At 64.8% G+C, this 21,241-nt stretch carries 19 protein-coding genes; 14 read left to right on the top strand and 5 right to left on the bottom strand.

All coding sequences use genetic code 11. From position 1 onward, the window contains the following. The first annotated feature begins 130 nt into the window (after positions 1-130). The 14 genes from G6P99_RS39525 to G6P99_RS39460 all read left to right on the top strand — a co-directional run bounded on the left by G6P99_RS39525 (position 131) and on the right by G6P99_RS39460 (position 16,524). Positions 131-2,398, top strand: coding sequence for an acyl-CoA dehydrogenase (locus tag G6P99_RS39525; RefSeq protein ID WP_165126000.1), 2,268 nt, complete (start codon positions 131-133; stop codon positions 2,396-2,398). Next, the gene (locus G6P99_RS39520; RefSeq protein ID WP_029083006.1) at positions 2,398-3,681 is read left to right on the top strand and encodes an acetyl-CoA C-acetyltransferase; all 1,284 of its coding nucleotides are present in this window, start codon (positions 2,398-2,400) and stop codon (positions 3,679-3,681) included. The genes G6P99_RS39525 and G6P99_RS39520 overlap by 1 nt, the downstream gene beginning before the upstream one ends. A gap of 2 nt (positions 3,682-3,683) precedes the next feature. Continuing rightward, the gene (locus G6P99_RS39515) at positions 3,684-5,780 is read left to right on the top strand and encodes a 3-hydroxyacyl-CoA dehydrogenase NAD-binding domain-containing protein (RefSeq protein WP_029083005.1); all 2,097 of its coding nucleotides are present in this window, start codon (positions 3,684-3,686) and stop codon (positions 5,778-5,780) included. Further along, positions 5,777-6,223: an acyl-CoA thioesterase gene (locus G6P99_RS39510; protein WP_371261207.1), complete on the top strand. Its 447-nt coding sequence runs from the start codon at positions 5,777-5,779 to the stop codon at positions 6,221-6,223. Before G6P99_RS39515 ends, G6P99_RS39510 begins: the two co-directional genes overlap by 4 nt. Positions 6,224-6,388: 165 nt before the next feature. Continuing rightward, positions 6,389-6,583, top strand: a complete 195-nt coding sequence (locus G6P99_RS39505; protein ID WP_029083003.1) for a hypothetical protein — start codon at positions 6,389-6,391, stop codon at positions 6,581-6,583. Between the two features lie 76 nt (positions 6,584-6,659). Then, a complete protein-coding gene (locus tag G6P99_RS39500; RefSeq protein WP_165125997.1) occupies positions 6,660-7,334 on the top strand; it encodes an HAD family hydrolase in 675 nt (224 codons plus the stop codon). 173 nt (positions 7,335-7,507) lie between these two features. Beyond that, positions 7,508-8,335, top strand: coding sequence for a DeoR/GlpR family DNA-binding transcription regulator (locus G6P99_RS39495; protein ID WP_029083001.1), 828 nt, complete (start codon positions 7,508-7,510; stop codon positions 8,333-8,335). A gap of 326 nt (positions 8,336-8,661) precedes the next feature. Next, positions 8,662-10,206, top strand: coding sequence for a glycerol-3-phosphate dehydrogenase (glpD, locus tag G6P99_RS39490; protein WP_029083000.1), 1,545 nt, complete (start codon positions 8,662-8,664; stop codon positions 10,204-10,206). Continuing rightward, a complete protein-coding gene (locus G6P99_RS39485) occupies positions 10,203-11,342 on the top strand; it encodes an ABC transporter ATP-binding protein (protein WP_029082999.1) in 1,140 nt (379 codons plus the stop codon). The genes glpD and G6P99_RS39485 overlap by 4 nt, the downstream gene beginning before the upstream one ends. Positions 11,343-11,354: 12 nt before the next feature. Further along, complete coding sequence (locus tag G6P99_RS39480; RefSeq protein ID WP_029082998.1) at positions 11,355-12,440, top strand: ABC transporter ATP-binding protein; 1,086 nt, start codon at positions 11,355-11,357, stop codon at positions 12,438-12,440. Continuing rightward, positions 12,440-13,342 carry a carbohydrate ABC transporter permease gene (locus G6P99_RS39475; protein WP_029082997.1) on the top strand — a complete coding sequence of 301 codons (903 nt, stop codon included), beginning with the start codon at positions 12,440-12,442 and terminating at the stop codon, positions 13,340-13,342. Before G6P99_RS39480 ends, G6P99_RS39475 begins: the two co-directional genes overlap by 1 nt. After that, a complete protein-coding gene (locus tag G6P99_RS39470; protein WP_029082996.1) occupies positions 13,342-14,148 on the top strand; it encodes a carbohydrate ABC transporter permease in 807 nt (268 codons plus the stop codon). Before G6P99_RS39475 ends, G6P99_RS39470 begins: the two co-directional genes overlap by 1 nt. A gap of 190 nt (positions 14,149-14,338) precedes the next feature. Further along, positions 14,339-14,665, top strand: a complete 327-nt coding sequence (locus G6P99_RS39465; RefSeq protein WP_029082995.1) for a DUF2160 domain-containing protein — start codon at positions 14,339-14,341, stop codon at positions 14,663-14,665. 116 nt (positions 14,666-14,781) lie between these two features. After that, positions 14,782-16,524: an ABC transporter substrate-binding protein gene (locus G6P99_RS39460; RefSeq protein WP_029082994.1), complete on the top strand. Its 1,743-nt coding sequence runs from the start codon at positions 14,782-14,784 to the stop codon at positions 16,522-16,524. Positions 16,525-16,718: 194 nt separating this feature from the next. Here G6P99_RS39460 and G6P99_RS39455 read toward each other — a convergent pair whose 3' ends face one another. The 5 genes from G6P99_RS39455 to G6P99_RS39435 all read right to left on the bottom strand — a co-directional run bounded on the left by G6P99_RS39455 (position 16,719) and on the right by G6P99_RS39435 (position 21,105). Beyond that, positions 16,719-17,822: an alkene reductase gene (locus G6P99_RS39455; RefSeq protein ID WP_029082993.1), complete on the bottom strand. Its 1,104-nt coding sequence runs from the start codon at positions 17,820-17,822 to the stop codon at positions 16,719-16,721. A gap of 85 nt (positions 17,823-17,907) precedes the next feature. After that, the gene (locus G6P99_RS39450; RefSeq protein ID WP_205751545.1) at positions 17,908-18,477 is read right to left on the bottom strand and encodes an SDR family NAD(P)-dependent oxidoreductase; all 570 of its coding nucleotides are present in this window, start codon (positions 18,475-18,477) and stop codon (positions 17,908-17,910) included. Between the two features lie 33 nt (positions 18,478-18,510). Next, complete coding sequence (locus G6P99_RS39445) at positions 18,511-18,768, bottom strand: hypothetical protein (protein WP_198031209.1); 258 nt, start codon at positions 18,766-18,768, stop codon at positions 18,511-18,513. Positions 18,769-18,989: 221 nt separating this feature from the next. Continuing rightward, the gene (locus G6P99_RS39440; RefSeq protein ID WP_029082992.1) at positions 18,990-19,493 is read right to left on the bottom strand and encodes a DUF1993 domain-containing protein; all 504 of its coding nucleotides are present in this window, start codon (positions 19,491-19,493) and stop codon (positions 18,990-18,992) included. Between the two features lie 268 nt (positions 19,494-19,761). After that, positions 19,762-21,105 (bottom strand): lytic murein transglycosylase, encoded by a 1,344-nt coding sequence (locus tag G6P99_RS39435; RefSeq protein ID WP_246709756.1) that lies wholly within the window; start codon positions 21,103-21,105, stop codon positions 19,762-19,764. Positions 21,106-21,241: the final 136 nt, after the last annotated feature.

Raw genomic sequence — 21,241 nt, 5'->3', positions numbered from 1 at the left:
AGTGTTCACCCGTGACCGGCACTTTCGGATAACATGGAGCATGATCCGAAAACGTGGAGACCGGTTTTTCGAGAAGATCATGCTCCCAACATAAATCCTATCCGCGCCGCCGATCCATGAGGGCCCCACCATGAGCTTCCGCCGCGATTACATCACCAAGCCGATCTTCTCCTGGGCGCGCGGCGTGCGGCCGACGATGTCGGACACCGAGCGCGAGGCGCTGGAAGCCGGCGACGTCTGGTGGGACGCCGATCTCTTCACCGGCAATCCCGACTGGTCGAAATTGCTGGCGATCGCGCCGGCCAAATTGACCGACGAGGAGCACGCCTTCCTGCACGGTCCGGTCGACGAGCTCTGCAACATGCTCGACGAGTGGAAGATCAACTGGGAATGGCGCGACCTGCCGCCCGAGGTCTGGGCCTTCATCAAGGCCAAGAAATTCTTCGGCATGATCATTCCGAAGGAATTCGGCGGGCTCGGCTTCTCGCCCTATGCGCATTCCGAAGTGGTGCGAAAGATTTCGTCGCGCTCGCTGACCGCGGCCGTCACCGTGATGGTGCCGAACTCGCTCGGGCCGGGCGAACTCCTGATGCGCTTCGGCACCAGGGAGCAGCAGGACAGATGGCTGCCGCGCCTGGCCGCCGGCCAGGACATTCCGTGCTTCGGCCTGACCAGTCCCGAGGCCGGCTCGGACGCCGCCTCGATGATCGACACCGGCATCATCTGCAAGGGCAATTTCGAAGGCCGCGAGGTGCTTGGCCTCAAGCTGAACTGGCACAAGCGCTACATTACGCTCGGCCCGGTCTCAACGCTGCTCGGCCTCGCCTTCAAGGCCTATGATCCCGATCACCTGGTCGGCAGCGAGGAAGAGCTCGGCATCACCGTGGCGTTGATCCCGACCCATCTGCCTGGAGTCTCGATCGGCCAGCGCCATCTGCCGGCAATGCAGGTGTTCCAGAACGGCCCGAACTGGGGCCGCGATGTCTTCATCCCGCTCGACTACATCATCGGCGGCCAAGAGCGGCTCGGCCAGGGCTGGAAGATGCTGATGACGGCGCTCGCCGCCGGCCGCGGCATCTCGCTGCCGTCGCTGTCGGCCGCAGGTGCGGCTTATGCCGCGCGCACCACCGGCGCCTATGCCCGCATCCGCGAGCAGTTCGGCATCTCGATCTCGAAATTCGAGGGCATCGAGGAGCCGCTGGCACGCATTGCCGGCACGGCTTATCTGCTCGACGCCGCGCGGCGGCTGACCTGCGCCGCGCTGAACGAGGGGCATCATCCCGCCGTCATCTCCGGCATCATGAAGCTGCACGCCACCGAGCGGATGCGGATCGCGATCGACGACGCCATGGACATCCATGGCGGCAAGGCCGTGATCGACGGGCCGCAAAACTATCTCGGCGGGCTCTACCGATCGGTGCCGGTCGGCATCACGGTGGAGGGCGCCAATATCCTGACCCGCAATCTGATCGTGTTCGGGCAGGGCGCGATCCGCGCGCATCCCTATCTGTTGCAGGAGATGAATGCGCTCGGCGAGGCCGATCGCGACAAGGGCCTCACTGCGTTCGACACGGCGTTCTGGAAGCATGTCGGCCACAGCTTTGCGACCATGTTCCGCGCCTGGGGTCGCAGCTGGAGCTTTGGTCTGTTCGCACCGGCGCCTGACGCCGGTGAGGCCACCGAATTCTATCGCCAGCTGTCGCGCTATTCGTCGGCGTTCGCGCTCTGCGCCGACATGGCGCTGCTGACGCTCGGCGGCGCGCTGAAGCGCAAGGAGATGCTCTCTGCCCGCTTCGGCGATATCCTCTCCGAGCTCTATTTGCTGTCGGCCGCGCTGAAGCGGTGGCAGGACGAGGGCCGGCAGAAGGAGGATCTTCCCGCGCTGCAATGGTGCATGGCGTCGGGCTTCAAGACCATCGAGAACCGCTTTGCGGAAATCCTCGCCAATCTGCCCAACCGCTTTGTCGGCTGGATGCTGAAATTCCTGATCCAGCCGTTCGGCGCCCGCGTCACCGGTCCGTCTGATCGTGTCGTGCATCTCTGCGCGCAACTCGTGCTGTCGCCGTCGGCGGCGCGCGACCGCCTGACGCCGGACCTCGCCTTTGTCGAGGATGACGGCGGCATCGCGCGGCTGGAGAAGGCCTTCCGCCTCGTCACCGAGGCCGACGATGCCGCCAAGCAGCTGCGCGCGGCGCGGCTGCATGACTGGAAGGAGGGCGTCAAGAAGGGCGTCATCACCGAGGCCGATGGGGAGAAGCTCGCGGCTGCCCATGACGCGGTGGCAAAGGTCATCGAGGTCGATGATTTTGCGCCGGAGGCGCTGTCCCCGATTTACAAGAAAACCGCCGACGTGCATCAGTTCTTCCAGGAGCTGGGTGAGCAGAGGGCGGCGAGCTGATGGCGCGACAAGTCTTTATCGTCGACGGCAGCCGGACGCCGTTCCTGAAGGCGCGCTCCGGTCCCGGCCCGTTCACCCCTGTCGATCTCGCCGTGCAATGTGGCCGGCCGCTGCTGGCGCGGCAGCCCTTCGCGCCCACTGCCTTTGATCAGGTCATCCTCGGCTGCGTCAACGTGATCGCCGACGAGATGAACCCGGCGCGGGTCGCAGCACTCCGGCTCGGCATGGGCGAGAAGATGGTCGCCTTCACGGTGCAGATCAATTGCGGCTCCGGCATGCAGTCGATCGACACCGGCTACCGCTACATCCGCGAGGGCATCTCCGACCTGATCCTGGCTGGCGGTGCCGAGGCATTGAGCCACGCGCCGCTGGTCTGGCCCAATTCAGGCGTGCGCTGGTTTGCCGGCCTTGCCGGCGCCAAGGGTCTAGGCGCCAAGATCGCGGCCGCGCTCAAGGTCAAGCCGAGCTACTTCAAGCCGATCATCGGCCTCGAGCGCGGGCTGACCGACCCGATCACCGAGCTCAACATGGGCCAGACCGCCGAGAAGGTCGGGCACCTCTTCGGCATCACCCGCGCCCAGTCCGACGCCTACGCCGCCGAGAGCCACCAGCGGCTGGCCAACGCGCAAAAGGAAGGCTTCCTCAAGGGCGAGGTCGAGACCGCATTCGCCCGCGACGGCAAGTTCTACGACCATGACGACGGCGTCCGCCCGGACTCGACAGCGGAGACGCTGGCGAAGCTGAAGCCGGTGTTCGAGCGTCCGTGGGGCCAGGTCACCGCCGGCAATTCCTCGCAGATCACCGACGGCGCCTCCTGGGTGATCCTGGCGTCCGAGGCAGCGGTGGCGAAGTATGGGCTGACGCCAAAGGCCGTCATCCTCGACAGCCAGTGGTCGGCGCTCGATCCCTCGATCATGGGGCTCAGCCCGGTGCTGTCGGCAAGCGCGCTGCTCAAGCGCAACGAGCTGACGTTGCAGGACGTCGAGACCTGGGAGTTGAACGAGGCGTTTGCGACGCAGGTGCTGGGTTGCCTCGCCGCCTGGAATGACGACAAATTCTGCCGCGAGATTCTGGGACTTGACGGCGCGGCCGGCGAGATCGATCGCGCCAAGCTGAACGTCGATGGCGGCGCGATCAGCCTCGGCCATCCCGTAGGCTGCAGCGGCAACCGCATCGTGCTGCATCTGGTCAATGCGATGAAGCGGCTCGGCACCAGGCGCGGCGTCGCCACCGAATGCATCGGTGGCGGGCAGGGCGGCGCGATGTTGATAGAGACGGTGTGATCATGGATTCACGGATCATGGACGTTCTCGCCGACCGCGTGCTCGAACTCGGGCCGGCGCCGGCTGCCGACAGCCCGTACAGGAACTTCAAGCTGACGCGCGACGAGGACGGCATCGCCTGGCTGCTGTTCGATCGCGCCGGCGCCAGCGCCAACACGCTATCAGCCGATCTGCTCGAAGAGCTCGACGCCATCGTCACGGCGCTGGAGAACGAGCGGCCGGCCGGCCTCGTGGTCCGCTCCGCGAAAAAGAGCGGCTTCATTGCCGGCGCGGACGTCAACGAGTTTCGCGGCGCCAGCGACCCGCGTGCGGTCGAGACCGAGATTGGGCGTGCGCATGCCGTGATCGACCGGCTGGAGGCGCTGCGCGTGCCGTCGGTCGCCGTCATCCACGGCTTCTGCCTCGGCGGCGGGCTCGAGGTCGCGCTGGCCTGCCAGATGCGGATCGCGATCGACAATGCGCGGTTCGGTTTCCCCGAGGTGATGCTCGGGCTGCATCCCGGCCTCGGCGGCACGGTGCGCTTCACCGAGCTCGTCAACCCGATGCAGGCGATGACCTTGATGTTGACCGGCAAGACGATCGACGCGCGCCACGCCAAGTCGCTCGGTCTGGTCGATGCCGTCACCCAGGAGCGCCATGTCCGCAACGCGGTGAAGGACGCGGTGTTCGGCCGGCTGAAGCGTGCCAAGCCGGGCGCGCTCAATACCATCCTCAATTTCGGTCCGGTCAGGGGCTTCCTGGCCTCGCGGATGCGCAGCGAGGCCGAGAAGGCCGCGCCGCGCAAGCACTATCCGGCGCCCTCAGCGCTGGTCGATCTCTGGGAGAAGCACGCCGGCGACCGCGCGGCGATGCTGAATGCGGAGAAGACCTCGTTCGCCAATCTGATGGTGACGCCGACCGCGCAGAATTTGATCCGCGTCTTCTTCCTGCGCGAGCAGATGAAGAAGGTCGCCGGCGGCGGCAACAAGGTTGCGCACGTCCATGTCATCGGCGTCGGCGCGATGGGCGGTGACATCGCGGCCTGGTGCGCCAACCAGGATATGCGCGTCACGCTCGCCGACATGAAGGCCGAACCGATCGCGGGCGCGATGAAGCGGGCGTCGGAGCTGTTCGGCAAGATCATGCGCAGGAAGATCGACCAGCGCGACGCGCTCGACCGGCTGATCCCCGACATGGACGGCGAAGGCGTCCGCAATGCCGATGTGATCATCGAGGCGGTGCCGGAAAAGCTCGAGTTGAAGCAGAAGGTCTACGCCTCGCTCGAACCGAAGATGAAGCTTGGCGCGATCCTCGCCACCAACACGTCGAGCATCCCGCTGCAGGATCTGCGCACCACCCTGGCGCGGCCGGAGCGGCTGCTCGGCCTGCACTTCTTCAATCCGGTGTCGCGGCTGCAACTCGTCGAGGTCGTCAGCCATGACGGCACCGATGCCGCCATGCTCAAGGAGGCGCTGGCCTTCGTCGGCGCCATCGACCGCCTGCCGCTGCCGGTGAAGAGTTCGCCGGGCTTCCTCGTCAATCGCGCGCTAACGCCCTACATGCTGGAAGCGATGATGATGCTGGACGAGAAGACCGACCAGCGCCTGATCGATGCGGCGGCCGTCGAGTTCGGCATGCCGATGGGCCCGATCGAGCTCGCCGATCAGGTCGGCCTCGATATCTGCCTCGATGTCGGCGACATGCTGCGCTCGAAGTTCGGCGATACCCTGCCGCCGACGCCGGCGTGGCTGCGCGAGAAGGTGGCCAAGGGCGAGCTCGGCCGCAAGACCGGCAAGGGTTTTTACACCTGGAAGGACGGCAAGGCCGAGAAGGCGCCGCTGCCGGAGACCGGTCCGAAGGTGACGGACGAGATGATCGATCGCCTGGTGCTGCCGATCTCGAACGTCTGCGTCGCCGCCTTGCGCGAGGGCATTGTCGACAATGCCGACATGGTCGACGGCGCGATGATCTTCGGCACCGGCTATGCGCCGTTCCGCGGCGGCCCGCTCAATTACGCGCGCAGTCGCGGCGTCGACAATGTGGTGTCGACGATGCAGGCGCTGATGCGCAAGTTTGGCGGACGATTTGCACCGGATACCGGCTGGGAGGCCTTCAAGTGACCGAGACCCAAGCGCCCGAAACTCACGTCCACGCGCCGCCGATCAACGGCAACGAGCCGCAGGGCGATCTCTGCATCCGCACGCTGGCGATGCCGGCCGACACCAATGCGAATGGCGATATCTTCGGCGGCTGGCTGCTCAGCCAGATGGACGTCGGCGGCGGCGTGTTCGCCTCCAAGCTGGCGAAGTCGCGCACCGTGACGGTTGCGATCGAGGCGATGAATTTCCGCAAAGCGGTCTATGTCGGCGATCTCGTCTCGGTGCACGCCAACCTCGTGCGCGTCGGCCGCACCTCGATCACGGTGCATCTCGAAGCCTGGGTGCTGCGCCGCCGCGAGCAGCAGTCGATCCTCGTGACCGACGGCAATTTCACCTACGTCTCGATCGACGAGCAGGGCCATCCGCAACCGATCCAGCGCGACGGCGCGACGATCGAGACCTGAACTTCTCGCGCGCCTGCGTCGCTGATTCGGCGCAAGAGCAAACGCGACGAAACTGAGTCCCGCGCGTGGTTTGATTGCAAAAGCAGCGCTTCGGCTCGAAAAAATAACGTAGGAACAAACAGGCGGCGATCCCGTTGTCGGGCCGGAGTCAAACCGAGGCCGACAATGTCCGACAGTTACGTGATCGAAGTGAGTTCTCAGACAGCGGGTATCGTGGTGCGCGATACGCGTGGTTATCAGTTCTTTGCTGCGTCGCACCTTTTCCAGCGCCTAGAAGGCCAGATCTTCCGCAACGCCCGCGAGGCCGAGCGCGCGGCGCGCCGGCTCCTCACCGGCGGCGTCATGAAGATGGCGTCGTAACTGACCTTGGTGCGTGGTTTGCGCGTGCCGCAATTGCCTGTATTGATGCATCCGGGCGCACGGAAACATCTCCCGGATGTCGCAGACACAAGACAAGGCGCTGCTGTTCGATATCGACGGCACGCTCGCCGATACCGATCCGCTCCATCTGGCGGCGTTCAACCGCGTGCTCGGCCCTCACGGGCATGTGTTCGATCACGCGCGCTTCGGCAAAGAGCTGCAGGGCTTCTCCAACGCCTCGATCGGCGATCGCTTCCTCGCACATGAGCCGCCGGATCGCCGCGCAATCATCCTCCGCGAGAAGGAGCGGACATTTCGTGAATTGGTCAGCGGCCAGATCGTGCCGGTGCCGGGATTGATGGCGCTGCTCGACCGGGCTGATCACGCCGGCGTGCCCATGGTGGCGGTGACCAATGCGCCGCGCCCAAATGCCGAGCTGCTGCTCTCCGGGCTGGGCATCGCGCATCGCTTCAAGGCTGTCGTGATCGGTGACGAATTGGCACACGGCAAGCCGCATCCATTGCCCTATCTGGAGGGACTGCGCCTCGCAGGCGCGTCGGCATCGGCATCGCTGGCGTTCGAGGATTCGCGGTCCGGCGTGCAGTCGGCGACGGCCGCAGGCATCGCGACGATCGGGATGCGGACCGGGCTCAGTCATGCCGATCTGCTCGCGGCCGGCGCGGTGGCGAGCGCGGCGGCGTTCGACGATCCCGAATTGATCCGCCGGGTTGCATCGGCCATGTCTTGGTAGAAAGCGGCTTGGCAGGAAGCAGCTTGGTAGCAAGCAGCCTGGTGAGGAATCGCGCCGGCACTCACTGCCTCGAGATTGCTGCAACGCAGTTCTTAACCCCACTGATGCTTGCTCGTTGACCTCGGTGCCGAACGGTCGCAACATGGGAGACTCGCCGTTTCAAGGGGGCCGCCGTGGCCGGACTCTCCCATCGCCAGACTGAAATCCTCAACATCGCGCGCGCATTCGGCCGGGTCATGGTCGAGGATCTTGCCAGGCGATTCGAGGTGTCGGCGCAGACCATCCGCAAGGATCTCAACGACCTCTGCGACCAGCGCTCGCTGACCCGCATCCATGGCGGTGCGATCATTGCCTCCGGCGTCGAGAACCTTGCCTATGAGGCGCGCCGCTTCGTCGCCGCCGAGGAGAAGAAGGCGATCGGCGCCGCCGCGGCCGCGCGGATTCCGAACGGCTGCTCGCTGTTCATCAATATCGGCACCACGACGGAGGAGGTCGCGAGCGCGCTGACCTCGCATGAGGACCTCCTGGTCATCACCAACAACCTCAACGTCGCGATGCTGCTGTATCGCCATCCGCGCATCGAGGTGGTGGTCGCCGGCGGCACGGTGCGCCGCGCCGATGGCGCGGTGGTCGGCTCGACTGCCACGCAATTGATCGGCCAGTTCAAGGTCGACTACGCCATCATCGGCGCGTCCGCGATCGACGAGGAGGGCGCGCTGCTCGACTTCGATTATCGCGAGGTGCAGGTCGCGCAGGCGATCATCGCCAATGCGCGCAACGTCATGCTGGTCTCGGATTCGACCAAGCTTCGCCGCAGTGCGCCGGTGCGCATCGCGCATATGAGCCAGATCCAGACCTTCGTGACCGACTCGCCGCTCCCCGCGGGCCTTGCCAACATCTGCCACAGCCGCGGCATCGAAGTCGTCGTCGCGATGGACAAGCCGCAGAGCGATCTCGACGACAACGCCGAGCCCGCACCGGCGACGCTGCGCACTGCCTGATTCCGTATTCTCTCGCTGTCATCACCCGGCTCGACCGAGCGATCCAGTATTCCAGAGACATTCGCGCTTGAGCCGCGACGCCGCGGCGTACTGGATGCCCCGCTTGAAGCGGGGCATGACAGCGGAATGCGACGAAGCCGCTGCACAGGAGTGACGGGTCGGGAATAGGTTTCGCCAGGCACATCTGCCCCAGCCGCGATCACCTCGCCCAAAAAATCCACAGCCAAGGTTCCCTGTTTTCACTTTGCTTTCGTTTTTGGTTGTGATCTACTTCAATCCGAAAGTAAAACCGTCGAAGCGAAAACGGTTGCCGGGGGAAGCGTTCTTTGGACCAGATTTACGACCTCGCCATCATTGGAGGCGGCGTTAATGGCTGCGGCATCGCGCGCGATGCGGCGGGCCGGGGTAATTCTGTTTTCCTCTGTGAAATGAATGACTTGGCCAGCGGGACGTCGTCCTGGTCGACCAAGCTCGTGCATGGCGGTCTGCGCTATCTCGAATATTACGAGTTTCGTTTGGTGCGCGAGGCGCTGATCGAGCGCGAGATCCTCTGGCAGATTGCGCCCCATATCATTCGCCCGCTGCGTTTCGTTTTGCCGCACCACGCCGGCCTGCGCCCGGCCTGGCTGCTGCGGCTCGGCCTGTTCCTCTACGACCACATCGGCGGCCGGCACCTGCTGCCGGCGACGCGCTCGGTTGATCTGACGCGCGACGTGGTCGGCAAGCCGCTGATCCCGGGTCGCTACACCAAGGGCTTTGAATATTCCGACTGCTTCGTCGACGACGCGCGGCTGGTTGCGCTGACCGCACGCGATGCCGCCGATCGCGGTGCCGAGATCCGCACCCGCACCCGCGCGGTCGAGATCAGGCAGGTCGACGGCGTCTGGCATCTCACGGTCGAGGACGGCGTCGACGGTGCGCGCAACACCATCAAGGCGCGCGTGCTGGTCAATGCCGGCGGTCCCTGGGTCGAGCAGGTGCTGGCCTCGGGCGCCGGCGTCAACGCGCGGGCCAAGGTGCGGCTGGTGCAGGGTTCGCACATCGTGGTGCCAAAACTCTACGACCACGACCGCGCCTATATCTTCCAGAACGCCGACGGCCGCATCATCTTCGTCATTCCCTATCAGGACGATTTCTCGCTGATCGGCACCACCGATCGCGACTATGACGGCGATCCGGCCAAGGTGAAGGCGTCGCAGGAGGAGATCGAATATCTCTGCGCCTCCGCCAGCGCCTATCTCGCCAAGCCGGTGAAGCCCGAGGACGTGGTCTGGAATTACTCCGGCGTGCGTCCGCTGTATGACGACGGCGCCAGCGAAGCCAAGGCGGCGACCCGCGATTACGTGTTCGAGCTCGATACGCCCGGCGGTGCGCCGCTACTGTCGATCTATGGCGGCAAGATCACGACTTACCGCCGTCTCTCCGAGGAGGCGCTGGAGCGGCTGTCGCCTTACCTCCGCGGCACAAAGGCGCAGGAGGGCTGGACCGGCAAGGCGCCGCTACCCGGCGGCGACATGGATGTCTCCGCGGTCGCGGCGTTATCAGCCGAATTGGTTCGCAACTACCCGTTCCTTGCGCAACAGCACGCCAATCGTCTCGCGCATGCCTACGGCACGCGTGCCAGCAAAGTCTTGGGCAATGCAGCATCGGCCGAAGATCTCGGCCGCTCGTTCGGCGCCACCTTGACGGAGAGCGAAGTCAGGTACCTGATGGCAAACGAATGGGCTCGGACTGCGGACGATGTCGTCTGGCGACGATCCAAGCTGGGCTTGCGGATGACGGCGGGTGAAATCGCCGCGCTCGACGAGTGGATGCTCGCCAACCGCGTGTCCGGTGAACGTCCCCTCCGCGAAGCGGGAGGACGGGCATGAGCGTCACACTGCAGAATGTCACGCGGACCGTGGATGGCATCGCGACCATCCGCGACGTGTCGCTGACGCTGGAGCGTGGCACGCTCAGCGTGCTGCTCGGGCCGACGTTGTCGGGCAAGACCTCGATCATGCGGCTGCTCGCCGGCCTCGACAAGCCGACCACCGGCCGCGTGCTGGTCGACGGCAAGGACGTCACAGGCGCCGACGTGCGCCAGCGTTCGGTCGCGATGGTCTATCAGCAGTTCATCAATTATCCCTCGCTCACGGTCTACGAGAACATCGCCTCGCCGCTGCGGGTGCAGGGCAAGCCGCGCGCCGAGATCGAGAAGCGGGTGGCGGAAGCCGCCGGCCTGCTGCGGCTCGAGCCGTTTCTGAAGCGCACGCCGCTGCAGCTCTCCGGCGGCCAGCAGCAGCGCACCGCGATTGCCCGCGCGCTGGTCAAGGGCGCCGACCTCGTGCTGCTCGACGAGCCCTTGGCCAATCTCGACTACAAGCTGCGCGAGGAGCTACGCGCCGAGCTGCCGCGCATCTTCGAAGCCTCCGGCGCGATCTTCGTCTATGCCACGACCGAACCGTCGGAAGCGCTGCTGCTCGGCGGCGACACCGTGTGCATGTGGGAAGGAGAGGTGTTGCAAATCGGCGCGACGCCGAAGGTCTACCGCCATCCCGACACGCTGCGCGTCGCCCAGGTATTCTCCGATCCGCCGCTCAACATCATCGGCATCGAGAAGAAGGGCGCCCAGGTGATCTATGCCGGCGGCGAGCAGGCGCCCGCGGCCGGCCTCTACGCCACGCTGCCTGACGGCGTCTACAAGATCGGCTTCCGCGCGCACCAGCTCGAGGTCGGCAGCTCCGCAGCCGGCCGCCACAAATTCTCCGCCACCGTGACGGTGACCGAGATCACCGGCTCGGAGAGTTTTGTGCACGTCCATGTCCACGATTCGAACTGGGTCGCGGTGCTGCACGGCGTCCATGAATATGAACCCGGGCAAGTGCTTGAAGCCGCGCTCGATCCCGAAAACATCTTTGTGTTCGACGCCGCTGACCGCCTGGTCGCGTCGCCCGCGACCGCGTTTGCAAGCGAATTGTATGGCGATTCGCTCGCGGCACGCGCGTCGGCCAGCAAGAGCAATTGAGGGAGATGCCCGATGGCCCGCATTGACCTCGTCGATCTCGCACAGTCCTACAGCGGCAATGACGCGCCGCCGGAATCCTTTGCGCTGAAGCCGGTGACCATGACCTGGCGGCAGGGTGGCGCATATGCGCTGCTCGGGCCGTCCGGCTGCGGCAAGACCACGCTGCTCAACCTGATCTCCGGCATCGTGACCCCGTCGCGCGGCAAGATCCTGTTCGACGGTCAGGACATCACGCCGCTGTCGACGCAGAAGCGCAACATCGCGCAGGTGTTCCAGTTCCCGGTGATCTACGACACCATGACGGTCGGCGAGAACCTGGCCTTCCCGCTGAAGAACCGCGGCGTCGCCAAGGCCGAGGTCGATGCGCGGGTCCGGCAGATCGCCGACCTGCTCGACCTCACGCCGTATCTGAACCGCAAGGCGACCCGGCTCACCGCCGACGCCAAGCAGAAGATCTCGCTCGGCCGCGGGCTGGTGCGCTCCGACGTCGCCGCGGTGCTGTTCGACGAGCCGCTGACGGTGATCGATCCCGAGCTGAAGTGGCAGCTGCGCTCGAAGCTGAAGGCGCTGCATCGCGAGCTCGACCTCACGATGATTTACGTCACCCACGACCAGACCGAGGCGCTGACCTTCGCCGACACCGTCGTCGTGATGCATGACGGCCGCGTGGTGCAGAGCGGCACGCCGGCCGAACTGTTCGACAAGCCGGCGCATACCTTCGTCGGCTATTTCATCGGCTCGCCCGGCATGAACATCGTGCCCGCCGAAGTCAGTGGTCACGAGGCGCGGGTCGACGGCCATGTCATCGGCCTGAATCGAAACTATGGTGTGCTGCCGGCGGGCAGGAAAATCGAGATCGGCGTGCGGCCCGAATTCGTCGACGTCGCGGCGCCGGCACCCGGCCTGCTGTCGGCCACGATCGAGCGGATCGACGATCTCGGCCGCATCCAGTTTGCCCGCGTTCGCGTCGGCAACACCAAATTCGCCGCGCGCGTGCCGCCGGGCTTCTCGGTCTCCGGCGATACCGCCGGGCTGATCTTCAATCCCGCGCATGTCCACGTCTATGCCGACAGCCATTTGGTGGAAGGGGTCGCCTGATGGACAAGACGATCAACCAAAAAGCCTGGTTCCTGGTGCTGCCGGTGTTCCTGGTGGTGGCGTTCTCGGCGGTGCTGCCGCTGATGACCGTCGTGAACTATTCGATGCAGGACACCTTCGGCAACAACCAGTTCTTCTGGAACGGCGTCGGCTGGTTCAAGGAGCTGCTCGATCCCTCGACCGATCTCGGCGGCCGCTTCCTGGCCTCGCTCGGTCGCAATTTGTTGTTCTCGGCGATCATCCTCGCGATCGAGGTGCCGCTCGGCATCATCGTCGCGCTGTCGATGCCGCGCGAGGGCTGGAGCGTCGCGGCCTGTCTCGTCATCCTCGCGCTGCCGCTGCTGATTCCGTGGAACGTGGTCGGCACCATCTGGCAGATCTTCGGCCGGCCCGACATCGGCCTACTGGGCTATACGCTGAACCATCTCGGTATCAACTACAATTACGTCTCCAATGACCTCGACGCCTGGGTCACGGTGATCGTGATGGACGTCTGGCACTGGACCAGCCTCGTCGCGCTGCTGTGCTACGCCGGCCTGAAGTCGATCCCCGACGCCTATTACCAGGCGGCGCAGATCGACGGCGCCTCGCGCTGGGCGGTGTTCAAGGCGATCCAGCTGCCGAAGATGAACCGCGTGCTGCTGATCGCGGTGCTGCTGCGCTTCATGGATAGTTTCATGATCTACACCGAGCCGTTCGTGGTCACCGGCGGCGGCCCGGGCAACTCCACCACCTTCGTCTCGATCGAGCTCGTCAAGATCGCGCTCGGCCAGTTCGACCTCGGCAAGGCCGCGGCGCTGTCGCTGGCCTACAATCTCATCATCCTGATCGTGTGCTGGGTGTTCTACACCGTGATGACCAATGCCGGCGCCGAGCGTCCGGTCAAGGGAGGAGCGGCATGATGCATTCGATCCCCGGCCGCCGCCTCATCATGGCGCTGTTCCTGATCTTCCTGCTGTTGCCGATCTACTGGCTCGTCAACATGAGCTTCAAGACCAACGCCGAGATCGTCTCGACGATGACGCTGTGGCCGCATACGCCGACGCTGCAGCACTACAAGCGCATCTTCACCGACGAGAGCTGGTATTCGGGCTATATCAATTCGCTCGAATATGTCGTGCTGAACACCATCATCTCGATCGCGGTGGCATTGCCGGCGGCCTATGCGTTCTCGCGCTACCGCTTCCTCGGCGACAAGCATCTGTTCTTCTGGCTGCTGTCGAACCGCATGGCGCCGGCGGCGGTCTACGCGCTGCCGTTCTTCAACCTGTATTCGGCGATAGGCCTGTTCGATACGCCGTGGGCGGTTGCGCTCGCGCACTGCATCTTCAACGTGCCGCTGGCGGTGTGGATCCTCGAAGGCTTCGTCTCCGGCGTGCCGCGCGAGATCGACGAGACCGCCTTCCTCGACGGCTATTCGTTCCCGCGCTTCTTCATCAAGATCCTGGTGCCGCTGATCGCGAGCGGCATCGGCGTCGCCGCCTTCTTCTGCTTCATGTTCTCCTGGGTCGAGCTCCTGCTGGCGCGCACGCTGACCTCGGTGCAGACCAAGCCGATCGCGGCAATCATGACGCGCACGGTCTCCGCCGCCGGCATGGACTGGGGGCTGCTTGCTGCCGCCGGCGTGCTCACCATCATTCCGGGCGCGCTGGTGATCTGGTTCGTCCGCAACTACATCGCGCGCGGCTTCGCGCTCGGCCGGGTCTAGGATGATGATGAAGCAATCAGGCAGCATCTCAACGCCGGACTTCACCTCTCCCATGGGGAGAGGTCGGATTTGGCGCGGAGCGGCAAATCCGGGTGAGGGGTTTCGCTCGATCGATAGACCGTACCCCCTCACCCCAACCCTCTCCCCATGGGAGAGGGGGCGCAGCGCATCGTGTGGAGGGATTTGAGTCATGGAATCCATCGCATGGATGGCCTGGACGCTGCCGACCGCGATCTTCTTCGCGCTGTTGGCCTCGACACTCGGCGCCATGACCTGGCTCGCGGCGGTCTATCCCGAGGCCGAGCGGGTCGGCGTGCTGCGCATCCCGACCACGCGCGGCGATCGTTTGTTCATTTCGCTGGTGCTGGCGGCGGTGATCCACCTTTTGTGGATCGGCCTCGTCGGCACCGATACGATCTTCACGCTGCCGATCGGGGAGGGCGTGGAGATTTCGAGCCTGTGGCTCGCAACGCTGATTTCGCTTCTTTCAGCCGTCGCGATTTTTCGCACCGTCTGACGAAAGCGAAGAAGAGCAGATCCGGGGTCTACCCGGGCCTGAGGTTTTGGTTTGTCGCTGCAACCGGAGGAAACTATATGCCACATTTGAGAACGACAAAGGATAGTCTTTTGACTATGACCAGCGCCGCCGCGCTGATCGCAGCTTCGCTCACGGTCGCTGCGCCGGCGCGTGCGGCCGATGAAGCCGTGATCCAGAAGTGGATCGCGGAATTCCAGCCCTCGACGCTGTCGAAGGCAGACCAGAAGAAGGAGCTCGAGTGGTTCGCCAAGGCCGCCGAACCCTTCAAGGGCATGGAGATCAACGTCGTCTCGGAAACGATTACGACGCACGAATATGAATCGCAGACGCTGGCCAAGGCGTTCTCCGAGCTCACCGGCATCAAGCTCAAGCACGACATCATCCAGGAAGGTGACGTGGTCGAGAAGCTGCAGACCCAGATGCAGTCCGGCAAGAATGTCTATGACGGCTGGATCAACGACTCCGACCTGATCGGCACGCACTTCCGCTACGGCCAGACCATCGTGCTCTCGGACTACATGAAGGGTGAGGGCAAGGACGTCACCGACCCGATGCTCGACGTCGACGACTTCATCGGCAAGTCGTTCACGACCTCGCCGGACGGCAAGCTGTATCAGCTTCCCGACCAGCAGTTCGCGAACCTCTATTGGTTCCGCTACGACTGGTTCACCAACCCCGACTACAAGGCCAAGTTCAAGGCCAAGTATGGCTACGAGCTCGGCGTGCCGGTGAACTGGTCGGCCTATGAAGACATCGCTGAGTTCTTCACCAACGACATCAAGGAGGTCAACGGCGTCAAGGTCTATGGCCACATGGACTATGGCAAGAAGGATCCCTCGCTCGGCTGGCGGTTCACCGACGCCTGGCTGTCGATGGCCGGCAACGGCGACAAGGGTATCCCGAACGGCCTGCCGGTCGACGAGTGGGGCATCCGGATGGAAGGCTGCCGTCCGGTCGGCTCCTCGGTCGATCGTGGTGGCGACACCAACGGTCCGGCCGCGGTCTACTCGATCACCAAGTATCTCGACTGGCTGAAGAAGTATGCCCCGCCCCAAGCCCAGGGCATGACGTTCTCGGAAGCCGGCCCGGTGCCTGCGCAGGGCAACATCGCCCAGCAGATCTTCTGGTACACCGCCTTCACCGCCGACATGGTGAAGCCGGGCATCGCCGTGATGAACGCGGACGGTACGCCGAAGTGGCGTATGGCTCCGTCGCCGCACGGCTCGTACTGGAAGGAAGGCATGAAGCTCGGCTATCAGGACGCCGGCTCCGCCACGCTCTTGAAGTCGACCCCGCCGGATCGCCGCAAGGCAGCCTGGCTCTATCTCCAGTTCATCGTCTCCAAGTCGGTGTCGCTGAAGAAGAGCCATGTCGGTCTCACCTTCATCCGTGAATCCGACATCTGGGACAAGTCGTTCACCGAGCGTGCGCCGAAGCTCGGCGGCCTGATCGAGTTCTACCGCTCGCCCGCGCGCGTGCAGTGGACCCCGACCGGCAACAACGTGCCCGACTATCCGAAGCTCGCGCAGCTGTGGTGGCAGAACATCGGCGATGCGTCGTCCGGTACCAAGACGCCGCAGCAGGCGATGGACGCGCTCGCCGCGGCCCAGGATTCGGTGATGGAACGTCTTGAGAAGTCCGGTGTGCAGGGTGCCTGCGGACCGAAGCTGAACAAGAAGGAATCCGCCGAGTTCTGGTTCAAGAAGGCCGAGAAGGACGGCACCATCGCTCCGCAGCGCAAGCTCGCGAACGAGAAGCCGAAGGGCGAAACCGTCGACTACGACGCGCTGATCAAGTCGTGGCCGGCCACCCCGCCCAAGCGCGCCGAAGCGAAGTAAGGAAGGCGTACCAGCCCACGCCATCCGAAGACGACGAAAGGCCGGGAGCGATCCCGGCCTTTTTTTGTTTTCTCCGCTGTCATCGCCCGGCTTGACCGGGCGATCCAGTACGCCGCGGCGTTTCGATCAATCGCTGGCGTCTCTGGAATACTGGATGCCCCGCCTTCGCTGGGCATGACAGTTTTTGGTCCACTCTACTCCGCCGCCTCGGTCGCCTTCAGCGTCGGATAGTCCGTGTAGCCCTTGGCGCCGCCGCCGTAGAAGGTCGCCTTGTCCCACTCGTTGAGCGGGGCGCCGGCCTTGAGCCGCTCGACCAGATCGGGGTTGGAGATGAACGGCTTGCCGAACGCGATGAGGTCGGCGTCGCCGGCTTCCAGCACCTTCTCGGCCAGCGGGAAGTCGTAGCCGTTGTTGGCGACATAGGCCTGCTTGAAGCGCTTGCGCAGCGAAGCGTAGTCGAACGGCGCGATGTCCCGCGGGCCGCCGGTCGCGCCTTCGATGACGTGAATATAGGTCAGCTTCAGCGCGTTGAGCTGATCGACAATGTAGTCGAACAGCAGCTGCGGATTGGAGTCGGAGACGTCATTGGCCGGCGTCACCGGCGAGATGCGGATGCCGGTGCGATCGGCGCCGGCCTCGGCGGCGACCACCTTGGAAACCTCAAGCATCAGCTTTGCGCGGTTCTCGATAGAGCCGCCGTAAGCGTCGGTGCGCTTGTTGGTGCTGTCCCTCGCGAACTGGTCGAGCAGATAACCATTGGCGCCGTGGATCTCGACGCCGTCGAAGCCGGCAGCCAGCGCATTCGCGGTGCCGCGCTTGAAGTCCTCGATGATCCCGGGGATTTCCGACAGCTCGAGCGCGCGCGGCTCGGAGACGTCGGCAAAGGTGCCATTGACGAAGGTCTTGGTCTTGGCCTTGAGCGCGCTCGGCGCCACCGGCGCACCGCCGTTCGGCTGCAACGCGACATGCGAGATGCGGCCGACATGCCAGATCTGGATGAAGATGCGGCCGCCGCGCTCATGCACGCGGTCGGTGACCTTGCGCCAGGCCGCGACCTGCTCCTTCGAATAGATGCCGGGCGTGTCCTGATAGCCCTGGCCCTGCTGCGAGACCTGGCTCGCCTCGGATATCAGCAGGCCGGCGGAGGCGCGCTGGCCGTAATAGTCCACCGCGAGCGGGCTCGGCACCATGCCAGGCGGCACCGCGCGGTTGCGCGTCAGCGGCGCCATCACCAGGCGGTTCGGCAGCGTCAGCGCGCCGAGCTTGAAGGGTTCAAGGAGTTTGGTCGGTTGGCTCATGGATATGTCCCAGGGAGTGACGAATACAGAAGACTTGTGCATTGCGGCGACAAGCGCAATGGCCGAGGCATTCGCGCACCGCAGGTTAGCTGCGCACAATCCCGCCCATGTGGCCGGCATCGAGGAACAGGGTGTGCGCGTTCACATAGGAGGATTCATTCGAAATCAGGAACAGCGCAGTATAGGCGACCTCCCAGCCGGTGCCCTGGCGGCCGAAAGGCACTGTCACGGCGCGGTCCGATCGCCTGCGGCTGGCGTCGCGGCCCATCGGCGTATCCATGAAGCCGGGCGCGATCACATTGCAGCGAATGCCCTTGTCCTCGCCGGCTCGCGCGATCGCCCGTCCCAGCGCGATCTGCGCCGCCTTGGAGGATTCATAGGCCGGGTTGCGGCCACCGGCGCGCTGGCTTGCCATCGAGGAGATCAGGATGATCGCGCCACCGGGCGCCATCACCTCGAGCGCCTTCTGCGCGAACAGCATGTGGCTGCGCACATTGACGGCGTAGTCGCGGTCCCAGGCTTCTGCCGTCATTTTGGGCAGCGACAAGCCGGAGGAAATGCCGACATTCAGCGCCAGCCCCTCGAGCCCGCCGAGTTTTTGCGCGCAGCGCTCCACCGCAGGCGCAATCTGCGCAACGTCGGAGACATCGACCACATCGGTGAAGGCCTTGCCGCCTTCCTTGCTGATCTACGCGACAGTGTCGTCGGCGGCTTCCTTGTTGACGTCGAGGCAGGCGACCGAGGCGCCCTCGCGCGCGAACAGCACGCTCATCGCGCGGCCGTTGCCGATCAGCGGCTCAGCGTCGACGGTGGCGCGCTGTCCCGCGCCGACCACGATGATGCGCCGGCCGTTGAGGCGGCCGTGGTTCTTTGCCAGTTCCAGCGCTTCCGCATGCAGCGAGGCGGATGGATCGATGGCTTTCGGTGCGTGGGTTGTGGTCGCCATGGCGTGCTCCCTGACGTCTTGTTGTTGTCAGGGAGCAGTAGCACGGCCGTGCGTGCGAGGCTAAAATCCCGCGGCGGGGAATATGTTTGTGCCACGTCATTCCGGGGCGATGCGAAGCATCGAACCCGGAATCCAGAAGTTGTATGGCTCGAGATTCCCCGGTGCGCAATTGCGCACCTGAGGTTCTCGCTCGCGAGCCCCGGAATGACGCGCGAAGCGCGTCAGCTCACGCCGAGGAAATCGCGCTTGCCGATCTCGACGCCGTTGTGACGCAGGATGCCGTGCGCGGTGACGGCGTGGAAATAGAAGTTCGGGAACGAAAATGCGTTGAGGAATTGCTGGCCCTTCAGGGTCATGGTGCGGCCGGGGCCGACCGGGAAGGTGACATCCTTGGCATCGCCGCCGTCGAACTGCTCGGGCTTGAACGACTTCACATAGTCGATCGTGTTGGTGAGCCGCTGCTTCAATTCGGCGAAGCTGGTCTCGGTGTCGGGTGTCGACGGCACATCGCTATGCGTCAGCCGCGCGCAGCCTCTTGCGGCGTGATCGCAGACCAGCTGTACCTGCTTGGTCAGCGGCAGCATGTCCGGATAGAGCCGCGATCCGAGCAGCACCTCGGGCGCGATCTTCTTCGCATCGCAATGCGCCTCGGCCTTGCTGAGCAGGCCGCTAAGGCTGTTGAGGATCTGCAGATAGGCGGGGACGACGGCGTCATAAAAGGACATGTGTTGCTCTTCTTGGTTCTGATGAAATCCAAATCTGCCGAACGGCGATGCTGCAAATGGTGCCGCGAAGGGAAGAATACAACCGCGGAAGGCTGTAACACTTGGTCAAATATTTCCTGCGCCTTCTCTATCCCGTCATCCTGAGGAGCCGCGAAGCGGCGTCTCGAAGGATGCACGGCCCGGCCGGTGGCCGTCGACCCTTCGAGACGCGCTCCGCGCTCCTCAGGGTGACGGGATTACCAATGCGCGCGCGGCTGAATGGTGTGTCCTACCGCGTCCCCGGCATCGCGGCGTCCGCGGCCGGCTGGGTGCGGCCACCGCGCATCCGGGCCAACAGCTCCGCGGTCGGCCAGGAATCCGCCGGCAGGCCGTACTTCACCTGCATCGCCTTGACCGCGCTGCGGCTCGCCTGTCCGAGCACGCCGTCGATCTTGCCGACGTCGTAGCCGGCGCGCGCCAAGAGCGACTGCAGCTCCTTGATCTCGTTGAACGGCAGCTGCGCGACCGGCGCGTGCGGGCGCTGCATCGGCGGCGCGCCCGCGATGCGGCCGGCGAGATAGCCGGCGGTGGTCGAATAGATCAGCGAGTTGTTCCACTCGGTGTAGGCGGCGAAATTCGCGTAGGCGAGGAATGCCGGGCCCATCCGGCCCATCGGCAGCAACAGCGAGGCCGGCATCTCGTCGTTGGCGAGCGGCTTGCCGTCTGTCGTAGTGACGCCGAGCGTAGCCCATTTCGAGCGCGGCAGCTTGATGGTGAGGTCGGCCTGGTCCCACGGGAAATTCGCGGCCTGCGGCACGCGCACCTCCTGCAGCCACGGCTCGCCGCGCCGCCACTTCAATCCGTTGGCGATGTAGTTCGCGGTCGAGCCGATCACGTCGGGGCCGCTGGCGAGCAGATTGCGATGGCCGTCGCCGTCATAGTCGACGGCGTAGTTGAAATAGTGTGTCGGCAAGAATTGCGTCTGGCCGAGCTCGCCGGCCCACGAGCCGATCATCTCGTCGGGCGTCAGGTCGCCGCGCTCGATGATCTTCAGCGCCGCGATGGTCTCGCCCTGGAACATCTCCGAACGGCGGCAATCATAGGCCAGCGACACCAGCGATTTCAGTGTCGGCAGATTGCCCATCTGGACGCCGAAGTCGCTCTCCAGTCCCCAGAACGCGGCGATCACCGCCGGCGGCACGCCGTACTCCTTCTCGGCGCGCGCGAACGCGGCCGCATATGTCTTGATGTATTGCTGACCCTGCTGCATCCGATAGTTCGCGGCCATGCGGCCGGCGAACTGGGTGAATATCTGCCCGAACACGTGCTGGCCGCGGTCGCGGTTGACGATGCCCTGGTCATAGATCAGGTACGGCGCGGTCTCCGCGATCGTGCGTTGCGAGACGCCGGCGGCCACCGCCTTCTGCTTCAGCTCAGTGAGGAAGCGATCAAAGCTCTGCCCGGCATGGCAGGACGCAGCCCGCGGCGAGGCGGCGACCGCCGGGCGCGGCCTGACGGGCGCGGGACCCGCAGGGTTGGGCAGTGGCTGCTGCGCCGAGGCGGCCGTCGAGAGCGCCAGCGCCACCGCTGCTACAGCGATCATGATCGGGGCGCGGAGGGGAGATGCTGGCATCGATGTCACCGGCTGGATCGGGGATAGGGCCCGCCCTGCATACACCAGGGCGACACCGGGCAACAACGGGGGGCCGCCGTTAGACCAATTGGCCTTCGGCAGTGTGAATAGCCGCCGCTATGATCGGCCGGTGATT

Origin of the sequence: Bradyrhizobium sp. 6(2017) (assembly GCF_011058295.2) — a bacterium.
GTDB classification, from domain to species: domain Bacteria; phylum Pseudomonadota; class Alphaproteobacteria; order Rhizobiales; family Xanthobacteraceae; genus Bradyrhizobium; species Bradyrhizobium septentrionale.
Note: the sequence above shows the minus strand (reverse complement) of the source record. Positions and strands in the feature narration are given on the sequence as shown.